Genomic DNA, 16,626 nt, shown 5'->3' on the forward strand with positions numbered 1-16,626 from the left:
CCCACCGCGAACACGTACCCCCACCCGGCTCGCGCGGAGCAGCCCTGCATAGACTGATTCTTTGTGACAGGCCCCCTCATCGTCCAGAGCGACCGCACCGTGCTCCTCGAAGTCGCGCACCCCGATGCCGAGGACGCCCGGCACGACCTCTCCGTCTTCGCCGAGCTCGAGCGCGCCCCCGAGCACGTGCACACGTACCGGATCACGCGCCTCGGCCTGTGGAACGCCCGGGCCGCCGGCCACTCGTCCGACGACATGCTCGAGACGCTCAACCGGTACTCGAAGTTCCCGGTGCCGCAGAGCGTCACGGTCGACATCTCCGAGACGGTGGGTCGCTACGGCCGCATCGTGATCGAGCGCGACGGCGACCAGCTGCTCCTGCGCGGCACCGACAAGGCCGTGCTCAACGAGGTCACCCGCTCCAAGAAGATCGGCGAGCTGCTCGGCGTCAAGCGGGCCGACGACCTGTGGGAGCTCCTGCCCTGGGCACGCGGCGAGGTCAAGCAGCAGCTCATCAAGCTCGGCTGGCCGGCCGAAGACCACGCGGGCTACACCCCGGGCACCCCGCACGCGATCGACCTCGACACCGCCGACTGGAACCTCCGCGACTACCAGCAGAAGGCCGTCGACAACTTCTTCGAGGGCGGCTCGGGCGTCGTCGTGCTCCCCTGCGGCGCCGGCAAGACCCTCGTCGGCGCGGGTGCCATGGCGCAGGCCAAGACGAACACGCTGATCCTGGTGACGAACACCGTCAGCGCCCGGCAGTGGCGCGACGAGCTGCTCAAGCGCACGACGCTCACCGAAGACGAGATCGGCGAGTACTCCGGCGCCGTGAAAGAGATCAAGCCGGTCACCATCGCGACCTACCAGATCCTCACCGCGCGACGGGCCGGCAAGTACACCCACCTCTCCCTCCTCGACGCCAACGACTGGGGCCTCGTCGTCTACGACGAGGTGCACCTGCTGCCCGCGCCCGTGTTCAAGCTGACCGCCGAGCTCCAGGCCCGTCGTCGCCTCGGCCTCACCGCGACGCTCGTGCGCGAGGACGGCCGCGAGGGCGACGTGTTCAGCCTCATCGGACCGAAGCGCTTCGACGCCCCGTGGAAGGAGATCGAGGCCCAGGGCTACATCTCCCCCGCCAGCTGCTACGAGGTGCGCGTCGACCTGCCGCAGGAGGCCCGGCTCGAGTACGCGGCCTCGGCCGACGACGAGCGCTACCGCCTCGCGGCGACGGCGCCGATCAAGCTCGACGTCGTCAAGGAGCTCGTGAAGCGGCACGAGGGCGAGCAGATCCTCGTGATCGGCCAGTACCTCGACCAGATCGACGAGCTGGCCGAGACCCTCGACGCCCCGAAGCTCACCGGCGCGACCCCGGTCGACGAGCGTCAGCGGCTCTTCCAGGCGTTCCGCGACGGCGAGGTGAAGGTGCTCGTCGTGTCGAAGGTCGCCAACTTCTCGGTCGACCTCCCCGAGGCGACGGTCGCGATCCAGGTCTCCGGCTCGTACGGCTCCCGCCAAGAAGAGGCGCAGCGCCTCGGCCGTCTGCTCCGACCCAAGAAGTCGGGCATCCCCGCCAGCTTCTACACGCTCGTGAGCCGCGACACCGTCGACCAGGACTTCGCCCAGAACCGTCAGCGCTTCCTCGCCGAGCAGGGCTACAGCTACACGATCCTCGACAGCCCCCTGCTCGCCGCCTGAGCCCGAGCCGTCCAGCCCGGCTCCGACACGGCGGGCGCAGGAACTGCGACACCCGTCGCCCTGACCAGCCGCCAGCGCGCTACCACCCCCCGCCCCACCCCCTCCCAGCAAACGCTTAGGCGCCGCGCAGATACTAAGAGGCATGAGCGACGGCCCCAAGATCCTTATCGTTGACGACGAGCCCAACATCCGCGACCTGCTGACCACGAGCCTGCGCTTCGCTGGCTTCGCGGTCCGTGCCGTCGGCAACGGAGCTCAGGCGATCTCGGCCGTTCTCGAAGAAGAGCCCGACCTGATCATCCTCGACGTCATGCTCCCCGACATGAACGGCTTCGGCGTCACGAAGCGCCTCCGCTCGTCGGGCTACACGTCGCCGATCCTGTTCCTCACCGCCAAGGACGACACCGAGGACAAGATCACCGGCCTCACCGTCGGCGGCGACGACTACGTCACCAAGCCGTTCAGTCTCGACGAGATCGTCGCGCGCATCAAGGCGATCCTGCGCCGCACCATGAACGAGGACGAAGACGCGATTATCCGCGCCGGCGAGCTCACGATGGACCAGGACACCCACGAGGTCACCATCGGCGACACGGCCATCGAGCTCAGCCCCACCGAATTCAAGCTGCTGCGCTACCTCATGCTCAATCCCAACCGCGTGCTGTCGAAGGCGCAGATCCTCGACCACGTGTGGGAGTACGATTTCAACGGCGACGCCGGCATCGTCGAGAGCTACATCTCGTACCTGCGCCGCAAGCTCGACCAGTTCTCGGCCGAGCCGATCATCCAGACGAAGCGCGGCTTCGGCTACATGCTGAAGGCCGCCAAGGCCTGACGCGTGCTGAGCCGAAATCCCAGGCTCATCGCCTAATCTCGTCCGTCTATGCACTCACGCCTGTCGCAGTGGTGGAGCGAGATCTCCATCCGCACGAAGATCACCGGGATCACGGTCTGTTTGGTGACCCTCGGGTTGCTCGTCGCGGGTCTCGGCACGATGACCGTGCTGAGCACCTATCTCTACGGGCAGGTGGATCGCGACCTGAAGGCGGGAGTCGTCGGCACGCAGAAGTGGACGCCCGGCGGGGATCAGTACTGCAGCGCCGAGTTCGGCAGCTACAAGACGACCTACTACGCACTGGTCGCGAACGACGGCTCGTTGATCTGCGACAACGCGAAAGATCTGTCGCCGGAGGGCTCCACGCCCTACCTCCCGTCGTTCACCGAAGCGGTCGCGAAGAACCACTCGACGCCGTTCACCGGCTACAACAAGTCGGGCACGCAGGAGTGGCGGCTCTTCGCGGCCGCTGAGGCGACGGCGACGAACGAGAGCACCGGCGCCAGCATCCCGGTCACGATCATCACCGGCCAGAACCTCGCGACGACCAACTCGACCATCTCGCGGTTCACCTACATCTTCCTGGGCTTCGGCCTGTCGGTCGTCGTGCTCGGCGCCGCGATCACGCGGCTCCTGGTGACGTCGACCTTCGCGCCGCTGCGCGACGTCGAAGACACGGCGGCGCGCTTCGCCGACGGCGACTTCAGCCAGCGCCTCGACACCACCTCGCCCCACACCGAGGTCGGCCGTCTCAACCGCTCGCTCAACACGATGCTCGCGCGAATCGACCGCTCGTTCGACGACCGCGCGAAGACCATCGACCAGATGCGGCGCTTCGTCGGCGATGCCAGCCACGAGCTGCGCACCCCCCTCGTCTCGCTCCGCGGCTACGCCGAGCTCTACCGCATGGGCGCGCTGACGAAGCCCGAAGACGTGGCCCAGGCGATGGACCGCATCGAGAAGGAGGCCATCCGCATGGGCGGCCTCGTGCAAGACCTCCTGCAGCTCGCACGCCTCGACGAGTCGAAGCCGCTCGAGCTCGGCCCCGTCGACCTGGTCACGATCGCCCGCGACTCCGCTCTCGACACCATGGCGTCGAACACCGACCGCGAGATCCGCGTCATCGTGCGCGAGCCCGTGATGCCGGGCGGCGGAGCCATCGGCGAGGAGTACGTGTTCGGGTCCGACGCGTCCTTCCCGGCGTCGCCTCCCGGCGCGACCGGCCCCATCGCCTTCGCCGGCGCCACTCTCGCGCGCCTCCGCAGCCGCAGAGCCCGCGCCACCGAGGCGGGCGCCGAGACAGCTCCCGAGCCCGGCCGTCCGGGGCTCAGAGGTCCCCGCCTCAGCCTCGAGCGCCGCCCCGTCGTGAACCCCGTCGTGCTCGGTGAGGAGAACAAGATCCGCCAGGTCGTCACCAACCTCATGGGCAACGCGATGCGGTTCACCGATCACGATGCGCCCATCGAGCTGGCCGTGCAGGCCGACCCCGGCCGAGGCATGGCGACGATCGACGTCATCGACCACGGCGAGGGGATCCCCCCGCAGATCCGCGAGAAGATCTTCCAGCGCTTCTGGCGCGCCGACTCGTCGCGCACCCGCGACACGGGCGGCTCGGGCCTCGGCCTGGCCATCGTCTCGGGAATCGTCGCCGCGCACCACGGCGAGGTGGACGTGTTCGACACCCCCGGCGGCGGCGCCACCTTCCGCGTCTCGCTGCCCCTGCTCCCCGCCGCCCCCGCCGCGTAGCCGCGCGCGCGGTCCTCTGCGAAGGACGCTGTGCTCGTAGGACAGGATCGGCCCCCGCGTCTGTACGCCCCACAAGGAGAACGGCTAGTTCCTGCGCCCGCCACAAGGACGTCTACCCCGCGAATCCTTGCCTGGGCGACGACGCCGACCCGCGCCAACGACAAAGGCCGGCTCCCCCGAGGGGAAACCGGCCTTCGACGCAGTCGGACTTAGAAGTCCATGCCACCCGTGGGGTCGCCGGCCGGAGCCGAGACCTTCTCGGGCTTGTCGGCGACGACGACCTCGGTGGTGAGGAAGAGGCCGGCGATCGAAGCGGCGTTCTGCAGAGCGGAGCGCGTCACCTTGGCGGGGTCGATGATGCCGGCGGCCAGCATGTCGACGTACTCGCCGGTGGCGGCGTTGAGGCCCCAGCCGACGGGCAGGTTGCGGACCTTGTCGGCCACGACGCCGGGCTCCATGCCGGCGTTGAAGGCGATCTGCTTGAGCGGAGCGTCGATGGCGACCTTGACGATGTTCGCGCCGGTCGCCTCGTCGCCCTCGAGCACGAGGGTCTCGAGCGCGGTCTTGCCGGCCTGGATGAGGGCGACGCCACCACCGGCGACGATGCCCTCTTCGACGGCGGCCTTCGCGTTGCGCACTGCGTCTTCGATGCGGTGCTTGCGCTCCTTGAGCTCCACCTCGGTGGCGGCTCCGGCCTTGATGACGGCGACGCCGCCGGCGAGCTTGGCGAGGCGCTCCTGGAGCTTCTCGCGGTCGTAGTCGCTGTCGGTGTTCTCGATCTCGGCGCGGATCTGCTTGACGCGGCCGGCGATCATCTCTTCGTCGCCAGCACCCTCGACGATGGTCGTCTCGTCCTTGGTGATGATGACCTTGCGGGCCTTGCCCAGCAGGTCGAGCGTGGCGTTCTCGAGCTTGAGGCCGACCTCTTCCGAGATGACCTGGCCGCCGGTGAGGATCGCGATGTCCTGCAGCTGCGCCTTGCGACGGTCGCCGAAGCCGGGGGCCTTGACGGCGACCGACTTGAAGATGCCGCGGATCTTGTTGACGACGAGGGTCGCGAGAGCCTCTCCGTCGACGTCCTCGGCGATGATGAGGAGCTGCTTGCCCGACTGGATGACCTTGTCGACGACAGGAAGGAGATCCTTGATGTTCGAGATCTTCGAGTTGACGATCAGGATGTAGGCGTCTTCGAAGACGGCTTCCTGGCGCTCGGGGTCGGTGACGAAGTACTGCGACAGGTAGCCCTTGTCGAAGCGCATGCCCTCGGTGAGCTCGAGCTCGGTGCCGAAGGTGTTCGACTCCTCGACGGTGACGACGCCCTCCTTGCCGACCTTGTCGATCGCCTCGGCGATGAGCGCGCCGATGGTGGGGTCGGCGGCCGAGATGGACGCGGTCGCAGCGATCTCGTCCTTGGTCTCGATCTCCTTGGCGTTCTCGAGCAGCTGGGCCGAGACGGCCGCGACGGCCTTCTCGATGCCGCGCTTGAGGCTGATCGGGTCGGCGCCGGCGGCGACGTTGCGGAGGCCCTCGCGGACGAGAGCCTGGGCGAGGACGGTGGCCGTCGTCGTGCCGTCACCGGCGACGTCGTCGGTCTTCTTGGCGACCTCCTTGACCAGCTCGGCGCCGATCTTCTCGTACGGGTCGTCGAGCTCGATCTCCTTGGCGATCGAGACACCGTCGTTCGTGATCGTGGGGGCGCCCCACTTCTTCTCGAGGACGACGTTGCGACCGCGCGGGCCGAGCGTGACCTTCACAGCGTCGGCGAGAATGTTCAGGCCGCGCTCGAGGCCGCGTCGGGCCTCTTCGTCAAAAGCAATGATCTTAGCCATGTGGTTTTTCGTCCCTCCCGGACGTCGTGGGGCAGGTAGCCCCGGCTGGTGCCGTGAAACAGGTGAGCCATTGGCACTCGATAATCACGAGTGCCAATTGATTCTGGCACTCTCACCTATCGAGTGCAAGCGAATCCGCGCGCGTCGACAGCAAGCGAAAAGGCGCCGCTCCCGGTGGGGAGCGACGCCGTCTCGAGGGTTCCGCGGGTCAGGCGAGGCGCACTGCCTCCGCCTGGGGACCCTTGTTGCCGGTGCCGACCTCGAACACGACGGCCTGACCCTCTTCGAGAACCTTGTATCCGCTCATGTCGATGGCCGAGTAGTGGACGAAGACATCCTGTCCGTCCCCCTCGACGGTGATGAACCCGTAGCCCTTCTCGGCGTTAAACCACTTGACGGTTCCGTTGGCCATTTTCGTACTCCCTAGCTGTCTGGCAGACGGCACGAGCCCAGGCGCGGGGTGCCGATTGGTTCCAGATAGTAATGAAAGACGAGAGCCGTTCACGTACCCCGACGAGGGTTGTTTACACGGACGTAACCACACCCGTCATTTCGCGTCATACAAGCGGCGCAATCCAGGGGTAAGCCCGGTGCTGACGCTACGACGAGGCGGTGAAGTCCGCTCCCAGCACGACCGTGATGGTCGCACCCGGGAAGGCCGTCGATGCCTGCACGGTGTCGATGCCGAGGCTCTTCGCGACGCCGAGGGCGATCGACTCGTTGTCGGCCGCGGAGTCGTCGTAGTACACGACCGAGGTCGACACCTGCGACGACGCGTTGCCCTCGTTGCCGACCGTCCAGCCGGCGTTCCTCAGCGTCGTGCCGGCGCCCGAGGCGAGCCCCGGGGTGGTGGTCGCGTTGAGGATCGTGATCGTGGTCTTCGCGGGGTCGACCTTCGACGGGTCGGTCAGCGCCGAGGCCGTCGGGCTGGGAGTCGACGTCGCGGTCGCCGTGGCCGTCGCCGTGGCCGACGAGGCGCTCGACGATCCGCTGGTGAACTGGAAGCTGCCGTTGAAGGCGGTCAGCGTGATGATGCCGGCGCCGACCAGGATCCCGGTGGCGAGGGCCGCCCAGGCGAAGACGATGAGGCCGGTGTGGCGCTTCGCACCGGTGCGGTGGGCGCCGACGCGCAGCAGGGAGTCGGGCACGCCGTCGAAGCGGTCGGTCGGGAACTTGGCCATGCGTGTCAGGTCTTTTCGTGGTTCGGGCAGGTGCCGTTCGAAGTCAGCGCCCGAAGGTCCGGGTGCTGCGCGCGTGGTCCCGGGCGTCGCGGAGACGGAGCAGCCGCCCGACCAGCATCGGCGCGTAGGCCAGTGCACCCGGTTTTTCTATGAGTGAGCCGAGCAGCTGCTGGTACCGCGGTGCCGTGAGCCCCAGCTCCGAGCGGATCGCGGCGGCCTTGCGCGGGGGCGAGACGGGCGCGTGCTGCTCGAAGTCGAGGATCCGCCGGTCGCGGTCGCTCAGACCGGCCGATCGCGCCTCGCCCTGCTGCATCGTCTCACCCTTCGGTCCCGCACATACTAGGTCGGCCGGGCTCCGCCGCCGTGGCGACACGCGTCGGGCGACGCAGAAGGGAGCCACCGCAGGCGGGTGCCGTGGGCGTCGCCGACGGCGAGTGCCGTCCCGTCGAGCGCGAGGGTCGCGAAAGCGTCGGCGTCAGAAGCAGAGGGCGCAGGAACGGGCACCGTCGAGGCCACCCCCGTCAAGAGGCCCGACCTCTCGTACGACACCCACCGCACGCCGAGCCCGGCGATCAGGTCGACGAAGGCCTGCCGCCGCGCGCCGGGCAGGTAGACGAGGGTGCCCGAGGTGACGACGACGGGCGTGGTGCCCGGAGGGGCGAGGGCGACGAGGTCGGGGAGTTCCTGCACCGCATCGCCTGCGATCACCGGGGCCGGGTCGTCGAGGAGCACGTCGACGGCGTCGCGGAGCAGCTCGACCCGGTCGGTGCGCTCGGGCGGGAGGAGCATCTCGAGCCAGTGGAGCTCCCCCTGGCGCCTCGGGTCGAGGGGGGCGAGGTCGAGGCCGAAGCGCGCGGCGATGGGCGGGAGGGCGGGGAGGGCGGGTTCCTGCGCCCCGGGGAGGACGTCGACCGCGACGTGCACGCGACTCTCGGGGTCGCCGAGCCGGGCGGCGCCCACGCGGATGTCATAGCGGTCGGGGTAGAGGCCGAGTCCGGCGGAGGCTCCGACCTCGAGGAGCGTGACCGGGCCGTCGACCCCGGCGAGCGCCAGGGCTGCCGCGACGGGGCCTGTGCGCCGGACGTCGTTGGTCTGCGTGAAGCGGATCTCGAGCTCGGCGACGATCGCGACGGCATTCCGGAGCATCCAGGCCCGGACGACCGGGAACGCGTCGACCGGACCGCCCAGGTACCTCGTCGCGGCGAAGACGAGGGCCGGCTGCCGCTTGGCCGCCGGTGCCCGCTCGACGACGGCCAGGAGCTCCAGATCCGAAGCGACGCCGCGGGCCCACTCCGCGTACAAAGGCGAACCCGACGCCTCGGACGCCTCGGCGAACGACAGGAACCGCTGGGCAAGACTCACCCCCACACCGTACGGGCCACTCAGCCGACGCCGGGCCGACTCACGGAATCATCGGCGGGCATGCAGTGTTGAATGGGGAGGCCGAAAACTCCCGGGCCACGGGAGACGCCGGCCCCGAGACGAAGGAGCATCCCCATGGACGCCGAGACCACCAACTACGCGGTCGCCAAGTCGGACGCCGAATGGCGCGAGGAGCTCAGCGCCGACGAGTTCGCCGTGCTGCGCCAGGCTGCGACGGAGCGCCCCTGGACGGGCGAGCTGCTCGACGAGAGCCGCGCCGGCCTGTACACCTGTGCCGCCTGCAACGCCGAGCTGTTCAAGGCCGGCACGAAGTTCGACTCCGGCTGCGGCTGGCCGTCGTTCTACGAGTCGATCCGCCCCGAGGCGGTCCAGCTCATCGAGGACAAGTCGCTCGGCATGGTCCGCACCGAGGTCCGCTGCGCGAACTGCGGGTCGCACCTGGGCCACGTCTTCGACGACGGCTTCGGCACGCCGACCGGCGACCGCTACTGCATGAACAGCATCTCGCTGAACTTCCAGGCCGACGAGGCGTGAGCCACGCTTCAGCGACCGCGGCGCCCGTCCGCGAGGCGGCGCTGCGGCGCCGCTCGCGGTCGCGCGTCAACGACGAGTCGCCGACGCGGGCCGAGCTTCTCGAGCTCGTGACCGCGGCGGGCACCGTGGCCGACCACTCGGGTCTTCGTCCCTGGCGGCTGATCGAGCTCCGCGGCGACGACCGCCTGACGGTTGGCCGTGCACTGGCCAAGGCCTGCGGCGCGAGGGGCGACAAGGCTGACCGCGGCGCGAGGCGTCTGCTGCGCGCGCCACTCGTGATCGCCGTCGTGTCGTCGCCGCGCTCAAGCAGCAAGGTGCCCGAGTGGGAGCAGGAGTCCGTCACGTCCGGCGTCGCGCATCTCCTGAGCCTGCTGCTCGACGAGGCCGGGTGGGGCGTGTTCTGGCGCACCGGGTCGCACACCCGCGACAAGAAGGTCGCGAAGGCGCACAAGCTCTCGAAGAACGAGAAGCTGCTGGGCTGGCTCTACGTGGGCGGCTCCAACGAGGCAGACCGCAAGCCGCGGAAGCTGATCGACGCGGCCGACTTCATCGGCGGGCTCTGACGAGCACGGGCCCGATGCCTACCAGGAGCGGTTGCTGCGACCGACGAACGTCATCGGGATGAAGAGCGCGACGGTGCAGGCGATGATGCCGCCGAAGAACGTGAGCATGCGCCACGCCTCGGGCACCTGGAACGCGAGGCCGAAGCAGAAGATGCCGAAGATGAACAGCGCGATGGCGACAACGGCGATGACGATGTTAGACAAACGGGGCTCCTCAGGCTTCGAACTGCCTCTAGCGTAAGCCCTCCGGCGGGCCGCTCGCATCGCGAGGGCCCGCCGGCGTCGTTTAGACTTGCGGCACTTGCCGACTTGGCGCAATTGGTAGCGCAGCTGTCTTGTAAACAGCAGGTTGCGGGTTCAAGTCCCGCAGTCGGCCCCACGATTCAAGGCGCCACGCCGTCGCTCCCCCTGTACTGGGGCCGCCCGCTCTGGGGGGAGATCATCCTGAAGGATGATGCGAGCCTCGAGGCATGACTTTTTCGACGATCACACTCTCCTCGTCGCGGCGTCGGCTCGTCATCATCGTGCTCGGCCTCCTGCTCGCCTTCGGCATCGTCCTGGGCCAGTCCGCGACTCCTGCTCACGCCAACGGCGCCTGGGGCGGCTACTCCAACGGCAACATCCCGCTCTCGAAGATGATCGCGGTTCCGAACGGCCACCTGCGAATCGATGCGGCGGCCGGCTACGGCTCCATGAACGCGGCCTTCAAGAAGCGCTTCGGCTACGAGCTCGGGATCACCGAGGCGTACCGCTCCTACGGCACGCAGGTGAAGATCTGGAACGCCCGCTACGTGGCGCACTCGAAGAAGGTCAAGAACAGCATCGAGTACAAGGGCAAGTACTGGACGAAGAAGAAGAACGTCTCGGTCGCCGCAGTGCCTGGCACGAGCATCCACGGCTGGGGCCTGGCGGTCGACCTCAACTCGCACGTCAACGAGTCGGGCAGCATCCAGAAGCGCTGGGCCGACAAGTACGGCCCCTCGTACGGCTGGTACCCGGTCGGCAACAGCTTCGGAGAGGCCTGGCACTTCGAGTTCACGCCGCCCAAGAAGACGACGACCAAGAAATAGTATTCCCGTAACGGAATATCTCCCCGGGGGACACCCGGCATCCATCCAGTCGACGCGGTCGTACACTCGAACGGGTACAAAAGCGCCTGCGACAACTGGATAGGGAGTTCCGTTGGACGGAAATGCAAACACGCGGCACAAGAACGTCGCTCTTCTCTCCGTGACGAGCGAACTGGCCGACCGCGTGACGACGTCCGATGAGCTCGACCGCCGCCTGCAGCCGGTCCTCAAGCGCCTGAAGCTTCCGAGGGGTCTCCTCCAGCGGGTCGCCGGCGTTCTCGAGCGCCGCAACTGGGGCGAGACGCAGACGTTCGAGAAGGCGGCGATCATCGCCGGCAAGCGCGCCCTCGACGAGGCCGGCATCCGCGCCGACCAGGTCGGGCTCCTGATCAACACGTCGATCACCCGCCGCAACCTCGAGCCGTCGGTCGCCGTGCACCTGCATGACGGTCTCGGACTCGGATCGGCCGCCACCAACTTCGACATCGCCAACGCGTGCCTCGGCTTCGTCAACGGCATGAACCTCGCCGCGACCCTGATCGACGCCGGCCAGGTCGAGTACGCAATCGTCATCGATGGCGAGGACTTCGACGACGTGCAGTCGAACACCGTCGACCGACTCCTCAACGGCGACATCGCGCGCAAGGACTTCATGAGCGAGTTCGCGTCGCTCACCCTCGGCAGCGGCGCCGCGGCGGCGGTGCTCGGCCGGGCCGACAGGCACCCCGAGGGCCATCGGATCCTCGGCGGGATCACCCGCTCGGCCAGCCAGTACAACGACCTCTGCGTCGGCACGGTCAACGGCATGTTCACCGACGCCAAGGGCCTGCTCAAGCACGGCATGGAGCTCGTCGTGCAGGCCTGGCGCGACGCGTCGACCGAGTGGAACTGGTCGCACATGGACCGCTACGTCATGCACCAGGTCTCCGACATCCACACCGCCGACCTCGTGAAGTCGGCGGGCATCGACCGCGACCGCGTGCCGCTCACGTACCCGACCCTCGGCAACGTGGGCTCGGCGTCCATCCCGATCACCCTCGCGCACGAGCAGAAGTCGCTGAACCGCGGCGACCGCGTGCTGCTGATGGGCGTCGGGTCCGGCATCAACACGGCCATGACCGAGCTCGCCTGGTGACCTCCCGGCTCCCGGGCGCGGCCAGGACGACTGCTCCCGCCCAGCTGCCGCCGCCGGGCCTGCCCGGGATGCGGTCGGAGTTCTCTCGGCTCGTGACGGCCGCGTCGCGCACGTGGCACGTCCTCGACAGCGGGCCGGTTCTCGCGGCGAACGGCATCGAGCCGGTCGGCACGGTGCTCTGCGTGCACGGCAACCCCACCTGGTCGTACCTCTGGCGCTCCCTCGTCGCCCAGGCCGCCGACCAGGCGCTGGCCGGCGGCACGGCCTGGCGCGTCATCGCGGTCGACCAGCTCGACATGGGCTTCTCGGAGCGCACCGGCGTCGAGCGCGACCTCACCCGCCGCGTCGGCGACCTCGGCGACCTGACCGACGAGCTCGGCCTCTCCGGCCCCGTGGTGACGTTCGGCCACGACTGGGGCGGCGTCATCTCGCTCGGCTGGGCCGTCGACCACCCCGACCTGCTCGCCGCATCGATGCTGCTCAACACGGCGATCCACCAGCCGGAGTCGTCGAAGATCCCAGCGCCCCTGCGCTTCGCGCTCGGTCGCGGTGTGCTCGGCCGCGCGACCGTGACCACGCCGGCGTTCCTCGAGACCACCCTCGCGCTGGCGCATCCGGCACTCGACGTCGACGTGAAGGACGCCTTCCGGGCGCCGTACCGCGGAGCGCGGCGCCGAGGCGGCATCGGCGGATTCGTCGCCGACATCCCCGCCGACGCGGGCCACGTCAGCGAGCCGGAGCGCCGACGGATCGCCGAGGCCGTCGCGGGGCTGCGAGTTCCTGCGCTGATGCTCTGGGGCCCCCGCGACCCGATCTTCAGCGACCGCTACCTGGACGACCTCGTGCACCGGCTGCCGCACGCCGACGTGCACCGCTTCGAGGGCGCGGGCCACCTGATCGCCGAAGACGTCGACTTCGCCGCCGCCGCTCTCACCTGGCTCGACGACCGCTTCGCCGGCACGGCCGAGAGACCTGAAGCGCAGGAACTCGCCCCCGCCTCCCCCACCACCCTCTTCGCGCCGCTTGACGCCCGCCGCACCTCCGACGCCACGGCCGTCGTCGAGATGGCCGCCGCCGACCGGCCTCCCCGCGCGACCGTGTCGTGGCGCTCGCTGATGCGGCGCGTGGAACGCCTCGCCAAGGGCCTCGTGCTCGCCGGTGTGAACCCGGGTGACCGGGTGTCGCTGCTGGTGCCTCCGGGCGCCGACCTGACGGCGGTGCTCTACGCCTGCCTGCGCATCGGCGCGGTGGTCGTCGTCGCCGATGCGGGGCTCGGGGCCAAGGGTCTGACCCGCGCGGTCCGCGGCGCCTATCCGCAGCACCTGATCGGCGCCCTCCCGGGGCTGTCGGCGGCGCGCGCGTTCGGCTGGCCGGGCCAGAAGATCTCGACCGAGGCGCTGCCTGCCGCAGCCGCCGCCGCTCTCGGCGTCAAGCACTCGCTGCCCGAGCTGCAGTCGATCGGGGCGGCCGACGCGAGCCCGATGCCCTCGATGCCGGCGGCGAGCGACCCCGCGGCGATCCTGTTCACCTCGGGCTCGACCGGCCCGGCGAAGGGCGTCGCGTACACCCACGCACAGCTCGCCGCCGTCTGCTCCGTGCTCGCCGACACGTACGACGTCGGCTCCGAGACCGGGATCGTCGCCGGGTTCGCCCCGTTCGCCCTGCTCGGGCCCGCGCTCGGCGCCCGCTCGGTGACGCCCGACATGGACGTCACGAACCCGAAGACGCTGACCGCCGACGCGGTCGCCGCCGCGGCAGCCGAGATCGACGCCACCGTGGTGTTCCTCTCGCCGGCGGCGCTGGCCAACGTCGTCGCGACCTCCGACGGCCTGTCGCCCGAGCGGCGGCAGGCGCTCGACCGCGTGCAGACCTTCCTCTCGGCCGGGGCTCCGGTCTCGGCCGCCCTGCTCGAGAAGGCGCAGCGGCTCATGCCCGCGGCGAGCGCGCACACCCCCTACGGGATGACGGAGTGCCTGCTGCTCACCGACGTGAGCCTCGACGGGCTCGAGCCGGGCAACGGCGTCTGCGTCGGAACCCCGACGTCGGGCGTCCGCGTTCGCATCAGCGCCCTCGACGCCGACGGCACCGCGACGGGCACGCCATCCGACGAGGCGGGCGTGACCGGCGAGATCGTCGTCTCGGCGCCGCACCTGTTCGACCATTACGACCGGCTCTGGCTGACCGACCGGGCCTCGCGTCGCGGGGTCACGGCCGGCGAGCGCTGGCACCGCACCGGAGATGTCGGCCACCTCGACGCCTCGGGTCGGCTCTGGGTCGAGGGGCGGCTCCCCCACGTCATCACCACGCCCGAAGGCGCTCTCACCCCGGTCGCCGCCGAGCAGCGCATCGAGTCGGTGCCGGCCGTCGTGCGCGCCGCCGTCGTCGGAACCGGCCCGCAGGGCACGCAGCAGGTGGTCGCCGTCGTCGAGACCATGCCGCGTGCGACCCGTGCCGGGCTCGCCGGGCCCGCGATCTCGTCGGTCGTCCGGAGCGCCGCGGGCGTCTCGGTCGCCGCCGTGCTGACTGTGCCGGAGCTGCCGACCGACGTGCGCCACAACTCCAAGATCGACCGGACCGCCCTCGGCGAGTGGGCGGGCGAGGTGCTCGCGGGCGGCCGATGAGGGTCCTCGTCACCGGGGCGTCCGGCCTGCTCGGGCGATCCGTCGCGACCGAGCTCCTCCGCCGGGGCGACGAGGTGCGCACGCTCCAGCGTCGACCGGCCGGCATCGACGGGGCGCAGGAACTCGCGGGCACGATCACCGACCCCGCGACCGTCGCGCGCGCCCTCGCCGGTGTCGACGCCGTCGTGCACCTCGCCGCGAAGGTGTCGCTGGCCGGCGACCCCGCCGAGTTCGACACGGTCAACGTCGGCGGCACGCGGCATCTGGTCGAGGGGGCCCGTCGCGCGGCCGTCGGGCGCTTCGTCTTCGTGTCGTCGCCCTCCGTCGCCCACGCCGGCTCCTCCCTCGTCGGCGTCGACGCCGAGCCCGCCGACCCCGGCGCCGCCCGCGGCGAGTACGCCCGCACCAAGGCCGCGGCCGAGCTGCTCGCCCTCGGGGCCGACTCCGCCGAGCTCCGCGTCGTCGCGGTGCGCCCGCACCTCGTCTGGGGCCCCGGCGACACCCAGCTCGTGGGCCGCATCGTCGAGCGCTCCCGTGTCGGGCGGCTGCCGCTGCTCGACCACGGCACGGCCCTCATCGACACGCTCTACATCGACAACGCCGCCACCGGCATCGCGCAGGCGCTTGCCCGTATCGACGCCGTCCACGGCAACGCGTACGTGCTGACCAACGGCGAGCCTCGGCCCGTGGCGGAGCTGCTCGCCGGCATCTGCCGCGCGGCCGGCGTCCCGGCGCCGACCCGCAGCGTGCCGGCGGGCGTCGCCCTCGCGGCGGGCTCCCTGATCGAGCGGGCCTGGCGCCTGCGGCCCGGCGCTGACGAGCCGCCGATGACGCGGTTCCTGGCCGAGCAGCTCTCGACGGCGCACTGGTTCGACCAGCGGCGGGTGAGGCGCGACCTGGAGTGGACGCCCGAGGTGTCACTGGACGACGGGTTCGCGCGGTTGGCGGCGTGGTACGCGGCCGGGGCTCGGAGCTAGGCGGGGTCTCGCAGTTCCTGCGCCCGCGGCCTCTCAGGAGGCGACGGGGCCGGCCGAGCCGCGATCGATGAAGGTGACGGGCTCCGGCTCGAACCACGGCTGAGGAGGCTGCCCGGCGAGCTCGCCCAGCAGCACGCGGGTGGCCCGGGTGCCCTGGGCCCGGGGGTCCTGCGCGAAGGTGGTCAAGCCGAGGGTCTCACCGTAGACGTGGCCGTCGATCCCGATGACGCTGATGTCGCCGGGCACGCTCAGTCCGGCCTCGCGGATCGCCTGCATCGCACCGAAGGCCATCTCGTCGGAGGCGCAGAACACCGCGGTCGGGACGTCACCCGAGCCGAGGATGCTCCGCATCGACGAGTGCCCGCCGGCGAAGGTGTACGCGCCGTTGCGGCTCCAGTCGGTCACGAGGGGCAGGCCCGCCGACTTCAGCGCCTCCGTGTAGCCGTCGTGTCGCTCGCCCGGCACCAGGAAGTTCATTCCCGCCTCGTCCAGGCCGCCGATGTGCGCGATGCGCCGGTGCCCGAGGCCGAGGAGGTACCGGGTCGCCCTCTGCGCCACGTCGAAGTCGTCGATCCCGATGTGCCGCACGCCCGGCGCGCGCCCGCCGATTACGACGGTCGGGTACTCGCTGAGCTCGAGCTGCTCGCGCTCCGAGTCGTCGAACACGAGCGAGAGGAGCACGAGCGCGTCGACCCGCTTGCGCAGGATCGACCGGTGGAACACCCGCTCGCGGTTGCCGGTGCGGCCCGCGAGGTTGAAGAGGATGAGGTCGTAGCCCTCGCGCCGCAGCTCGGCGTCGATGCCCTCGATCGTCTGGATGTAGAACCAGCGGTCGATGACCGGCACGACGACGCCGACGGCGTGGTTGCGACCGGTGGCCAGGCCAGAGGCGGCCAACGAAGGGACGTAGCCCAGCTCGTCGGCCGCCCGCCGGACGGTCATGATGGTCGCGGGGGCGACGCTCGGGAGGTTGCGGAGGGCTCTCGACACCGTCGACTTCGACAGCCCCGTCGCCCTCGCGATCTCCTGGATGCCGCTCACGGTATGAATCTAG

General features: G+C 70.1%; 16 protein-coding genes and 1 tRNA gene. 10 read left to right on the forward strand and 7 right to left on the reverse strand.

Annotation, left to right across the window (positions count from 1 at the left end; all coding sequences use genetic code 11):
- Nucleotides 1-63: 63 nt before the first annotated feature.
- The 3 genes from EDF46_RS11860 (at nucleotide 64) to EDF46_RS11870 (ending at nucleotide 4,279) form a co-directional block, all read left to right on the forward strand.
- Nucleotides 64-1,698, forward strand: a complete 1,635-nt coding sequence (locus EDF46_RS11860) for a DNA repair helicase XPB (RefSeq protein WP_123506457.1) — start codon at nucleotides 64-66, stop codon at nucleotides 1,696-1,698.
- 142 nt (nucleotides 1,699-1,840) lie between these two features.
- On the forward strand, nucleotides 1,841-2,533 hold the full coding sequence (locus EDF46_RS11865; RefSeq protein ID WP_056056979.1) for a response regulator transcription factor: 693 nt from the start codon (nucleotides 1,841-1,843) through the stop codon (nucleotides 2,531-2,533).
- A 48-nt stretch (nucleotides 2,534-2,581) separates the two neighbouring features.
- A complete protein-coding gene (locus tag EDF46_RS11870; RefSeq protein WP_123506458.1) occupies nucleotides 2,582-4,279 on the forward strand; it encodes a cell wall metabolism sensor histidine kinase WalK in 1,698 nt (565 codons plus the stop codon).
- Between the two features lie 209 nt (nucleotides 4,280-4,488).
- On the opposite strand, the gene groL is transcribed toward EDF46_RS11870, so the two are convergent.
- From groL to EDF46_RS11895, 5 genes are all read right to left on the reverse strand, one after another.
- Entirely contained in the window at nucleotides 4,489-6,108 is a 1,620-nt protein-coding gene (gene groL, locus EDF46_RS11875; protein WP_123506459.1) for a chaperonin GroEL, read from the reverse strand.
- Between the two features lie 208 nt (nucleotides 6,109-6,316).
- Complete coding sequence (locus tag EDF46_RS11880; RefSeq protein ID WP_055963817.1) at nucleotides 6,317-6,520, reverse strand: cold-shock protein; 204 nt, start codon at nucleotides 6,518-6,520, stop codon at nucleotides 6,317-6,319.
- Nucleotides 6,521-6,707: 187 nt separating this feature from the next.
- Complete coding sequence (locus EDF46_RS11885; protein WP_123506460.1) at nucleotides 6,708-7,289, reverse strand: LytR C-terminal domain-containing protein; 582 nt, start codon at nucleotides 7,287-7,289, stop codon at nucleotides 6,708-6,710.
- A gap of 43 nt (nucleotides 7,290-7,332) precedes the next feature.
- On the reverse strand, nucleotides 7,333-7,602 hold the full coding sequence (locus EDF46_RS11890) for a DUF3263 domain-containing protein (RefSeq protein WP_123506461.1): 270 nt from the start codon (nucleotides 7,600-7,602) through the stop codon (nucleotides 7,333-7,335).
- Between the two features lie 26 nt (nucleotides 7,603-7,628).
- The gene (locus tag EDF46_RS11895; RefSeq protein WP_158614229.1) at nucleotides 7,629-8,651 is read right to left on the reverse strand and encodes a DUF2332 domain-containing protein; all 1,023 of its coding nucleotides are present in this window, start codon (nucleotides 8,649-8,651) and stop codon (nucleotides 7,629-7,631) included.
- A 135-nt stretch (nucleotides 8,652-8,786) separates the two neighbouring features.
- On the opposite strand from EDF46_RS11895, the gene msrB reads away from it, so the two are divergent.
- Entirely contained in the window at nucleotides 8,787-9,206 is a 420-nt protein-coding gene (msrB, locus tag EDF46_RS11900) for a peptide-methionine (R)-S-oxide reductase MsrB (RefSeq protein WP_123506463.1), read from the forward strand.
- The gene (locus tag EDF46_RS11905) at nucleotides 9,203-9,769 is read left to right on the forward strand and encodes a nitroreductase family protein (RefSeq protein WP_123506464.1); all 567 of its coding nucleotides are present in this window, start codon (nucleotides 9,203-9,205) and stop codon (nucleotides 9,767-9,769) included. Before msrB ends, EDF46_RS11905 begins: the two co-directional genes overlap by 4 nt.
- A gap of 18 nt (nucleotides 9,770-9,787) precedes the next feature.
- Here the strand turns inward: EDF46_RS11905 and EDF46_RS11910 are convergent, their stop codons facing one another.
- A complete protein-coding gene (locus tag EDF46_RS11910) occupies nucleotides 9,788-9,973 on the reverse strand; it encodes a hypothetical protein (protein WP_123506465.1) in 186 nt (61 codons plus the stop codon).
- Between the two features lie 99 nt (nucleotides 9,974-10,072).
- On the opposite strand from EDF46_RS11910, the gene EDF46_RS11915 reads away from it, so the two are divergent.
- The 5 genes from EDF46_RS11915 to EDF46_RS11935 all read left to right on the forward strand — a co-directional run bounded on the left by EDF46_RS11915 (nucleotide 10,073) and on the right by EDF46_RS11935 (nucleotide 15,572).
- Nucleotides 10,073-10,148, forward strand: a tRNA-Thr gene (locus EDF46_RS11915).
- A gap of 91 nt (nucleotides 10,149-10,239) precedes the next feature.
- On the forward strand, nucleotides 10,240-10,839 hold the full coding sequence (locus tag EDF46_RS11920; protein ID WP_123506466.1) for a D-alanyl-D-alanine carboxypeptidase family protein: 600 nt from the start codon (nucleotides 10,240-10,242) through the stop codon (nucleotides 10,837-10,839).
- A gap of 112 nt (nucleotides 10,840-10,951) precedes the next feature.
- A complete protein-coding gene (locus tag EDF46_RS11925) occupies nucleotides 10,952-11,974 on the forward strand; it encodes a 3-oxoacyl-ACP synthase III (protein WP_123506467.1) in 1,023 nt (340 codons plus the stop codon).
- 68 nt (nucleotides 11,975-12,042) lie between these two features.
- Nucleotides 12,043-14,595 carry an alpha/beta fold hydrolase gene (locus tag EDF46_RS11930; RefSeq protein WP_123506468.1) on the forward strand — a complete coding sequence of 851 codons (2,553 nt, stop codon included), beginning with the start codon at nucleotides 12,043-12,045 and terminating at the stop codon, nucleotides 14,593-14,595.
- Nucleotides 14,592-15,572, forward strand: coding sequence for an NAD(P)-dependent oxidoreductase (locus EDF46_RS11935; protein WP_123506469.1), 981 nt, complete (start codon nucleotides 14,592-14,594; stop codon nucleotides 15,570-15,572). Before EDF46_RS11930 ends, EDF46_RS11935 begins: the two co-directional genes overlap by 4 nt.
- Nucleotides 15,573-15,605: 33 nt before the next feature.
- Here EDF46_RS11935 and EDF46_RS11940 read toward each other — a convergent pair whose 3' ends face one another.
- The gene (locus EDF46_RS11940) at nucleotides 15,606-16,613 is read right to left on the reverse strand and encodes a LacI family DNA-binding transcriptional regulator (protein WP_123506470.1); all 1,008 of its coding nucleotides are present in this window, start codon (nucleotides 16,611-16,613) and stop codon (nucleotides 15,606-15,608) included.
- Nucleotides 16,614-16,626 lie beyond the last annotated feature (13 nt).

It is taken from the genome of Frondihabitans sp. PhB188 (genome assembly GCF_003752365.1).
Taxonomy (GTDB): domain Bacteria; phylum Actinomycetota; class Actinomycetes; order Actinomycetales; family Microbacteriaceae; genus Frondihabitans.

What these genes read in the sequence shown, in the direction of transcription:
- EDF46_RS11865 (WP_056056979.1), top strand. Translation starts at nt 1,841, where the DNA reads ATGAGCGACGGCCCCAAGATCCTTATCGTTGACGACGAGCCCAACATC.
- EDF46_RS11870 (WP_123506458.1), top strand. Translation starts at nt 2,582, where the DNA reads ATGCACTCACGCCTGTCGCAGTGGTGGAGCGAGATCTCCATCCGCACG.
- groL (WP_123506459.1), bottom strand. Translation starts at nt 6,108, where the DNA reads ATGGCTAAGATCATTGCTTTTGACGAAGAGGCCCGACGCGGCCTCGAG.
- EDF46_RS11880 (WP_055963817.1), bottom strand. Translation starts at nt 6,520, where the DNA reads ATGGCCAACGGAACCGTCAAGTGGTTTAACGCCGAGAAGGGCTACGGG.
- EDF46_RS11885 (WP_123506460.1), bottom strand. Translation starts at nt 7,289, where the DNA reads ATGGCCAAGTTCCCGACCGACCGCTTCGACGGCGTGCCCGACTCCCTG.
- EDF46_RS11890 (WP_123506461.1), bottom strand. Translation starts at nt 7,602, where the DNA reads ATGCAGCAGGGCGAGGCGCGATCGGCCGGTCTGAGCGACCGCGACCGG.
- msrB (WP_123506463.1), top strand. Translation starts at nt 8,787, where the DNA reads ATGGACGCCGAGACCACCAACTACGCGGTCGCCAAGTCGGACGCCGAA.
- EDF46_RS11920 (WP_123506466.1), top strand. Translation starts at nt 10,240, where the DNA reads ATGACTTTTTCGACGATCACACTCTCCTCGTCGCGGCGTCGGCTCGTC.
- EDF46_RS11930 (WP_123506468.1), top strand. Translation starts at nt 12,043, where the DNA reads ATGCGGTCGGAGTTCTCTCGGCTCGTGACGGCCGCGTCGCGCACGTGG.
- EDF46_RS11935 (WP_123506469.1), top strand. Translation starts at nt 14,592, where the DNA reads ATGAGGGTCCTCGTCACCGGGGCGTCCGGCCTGCTCGGGCGATCCGTC.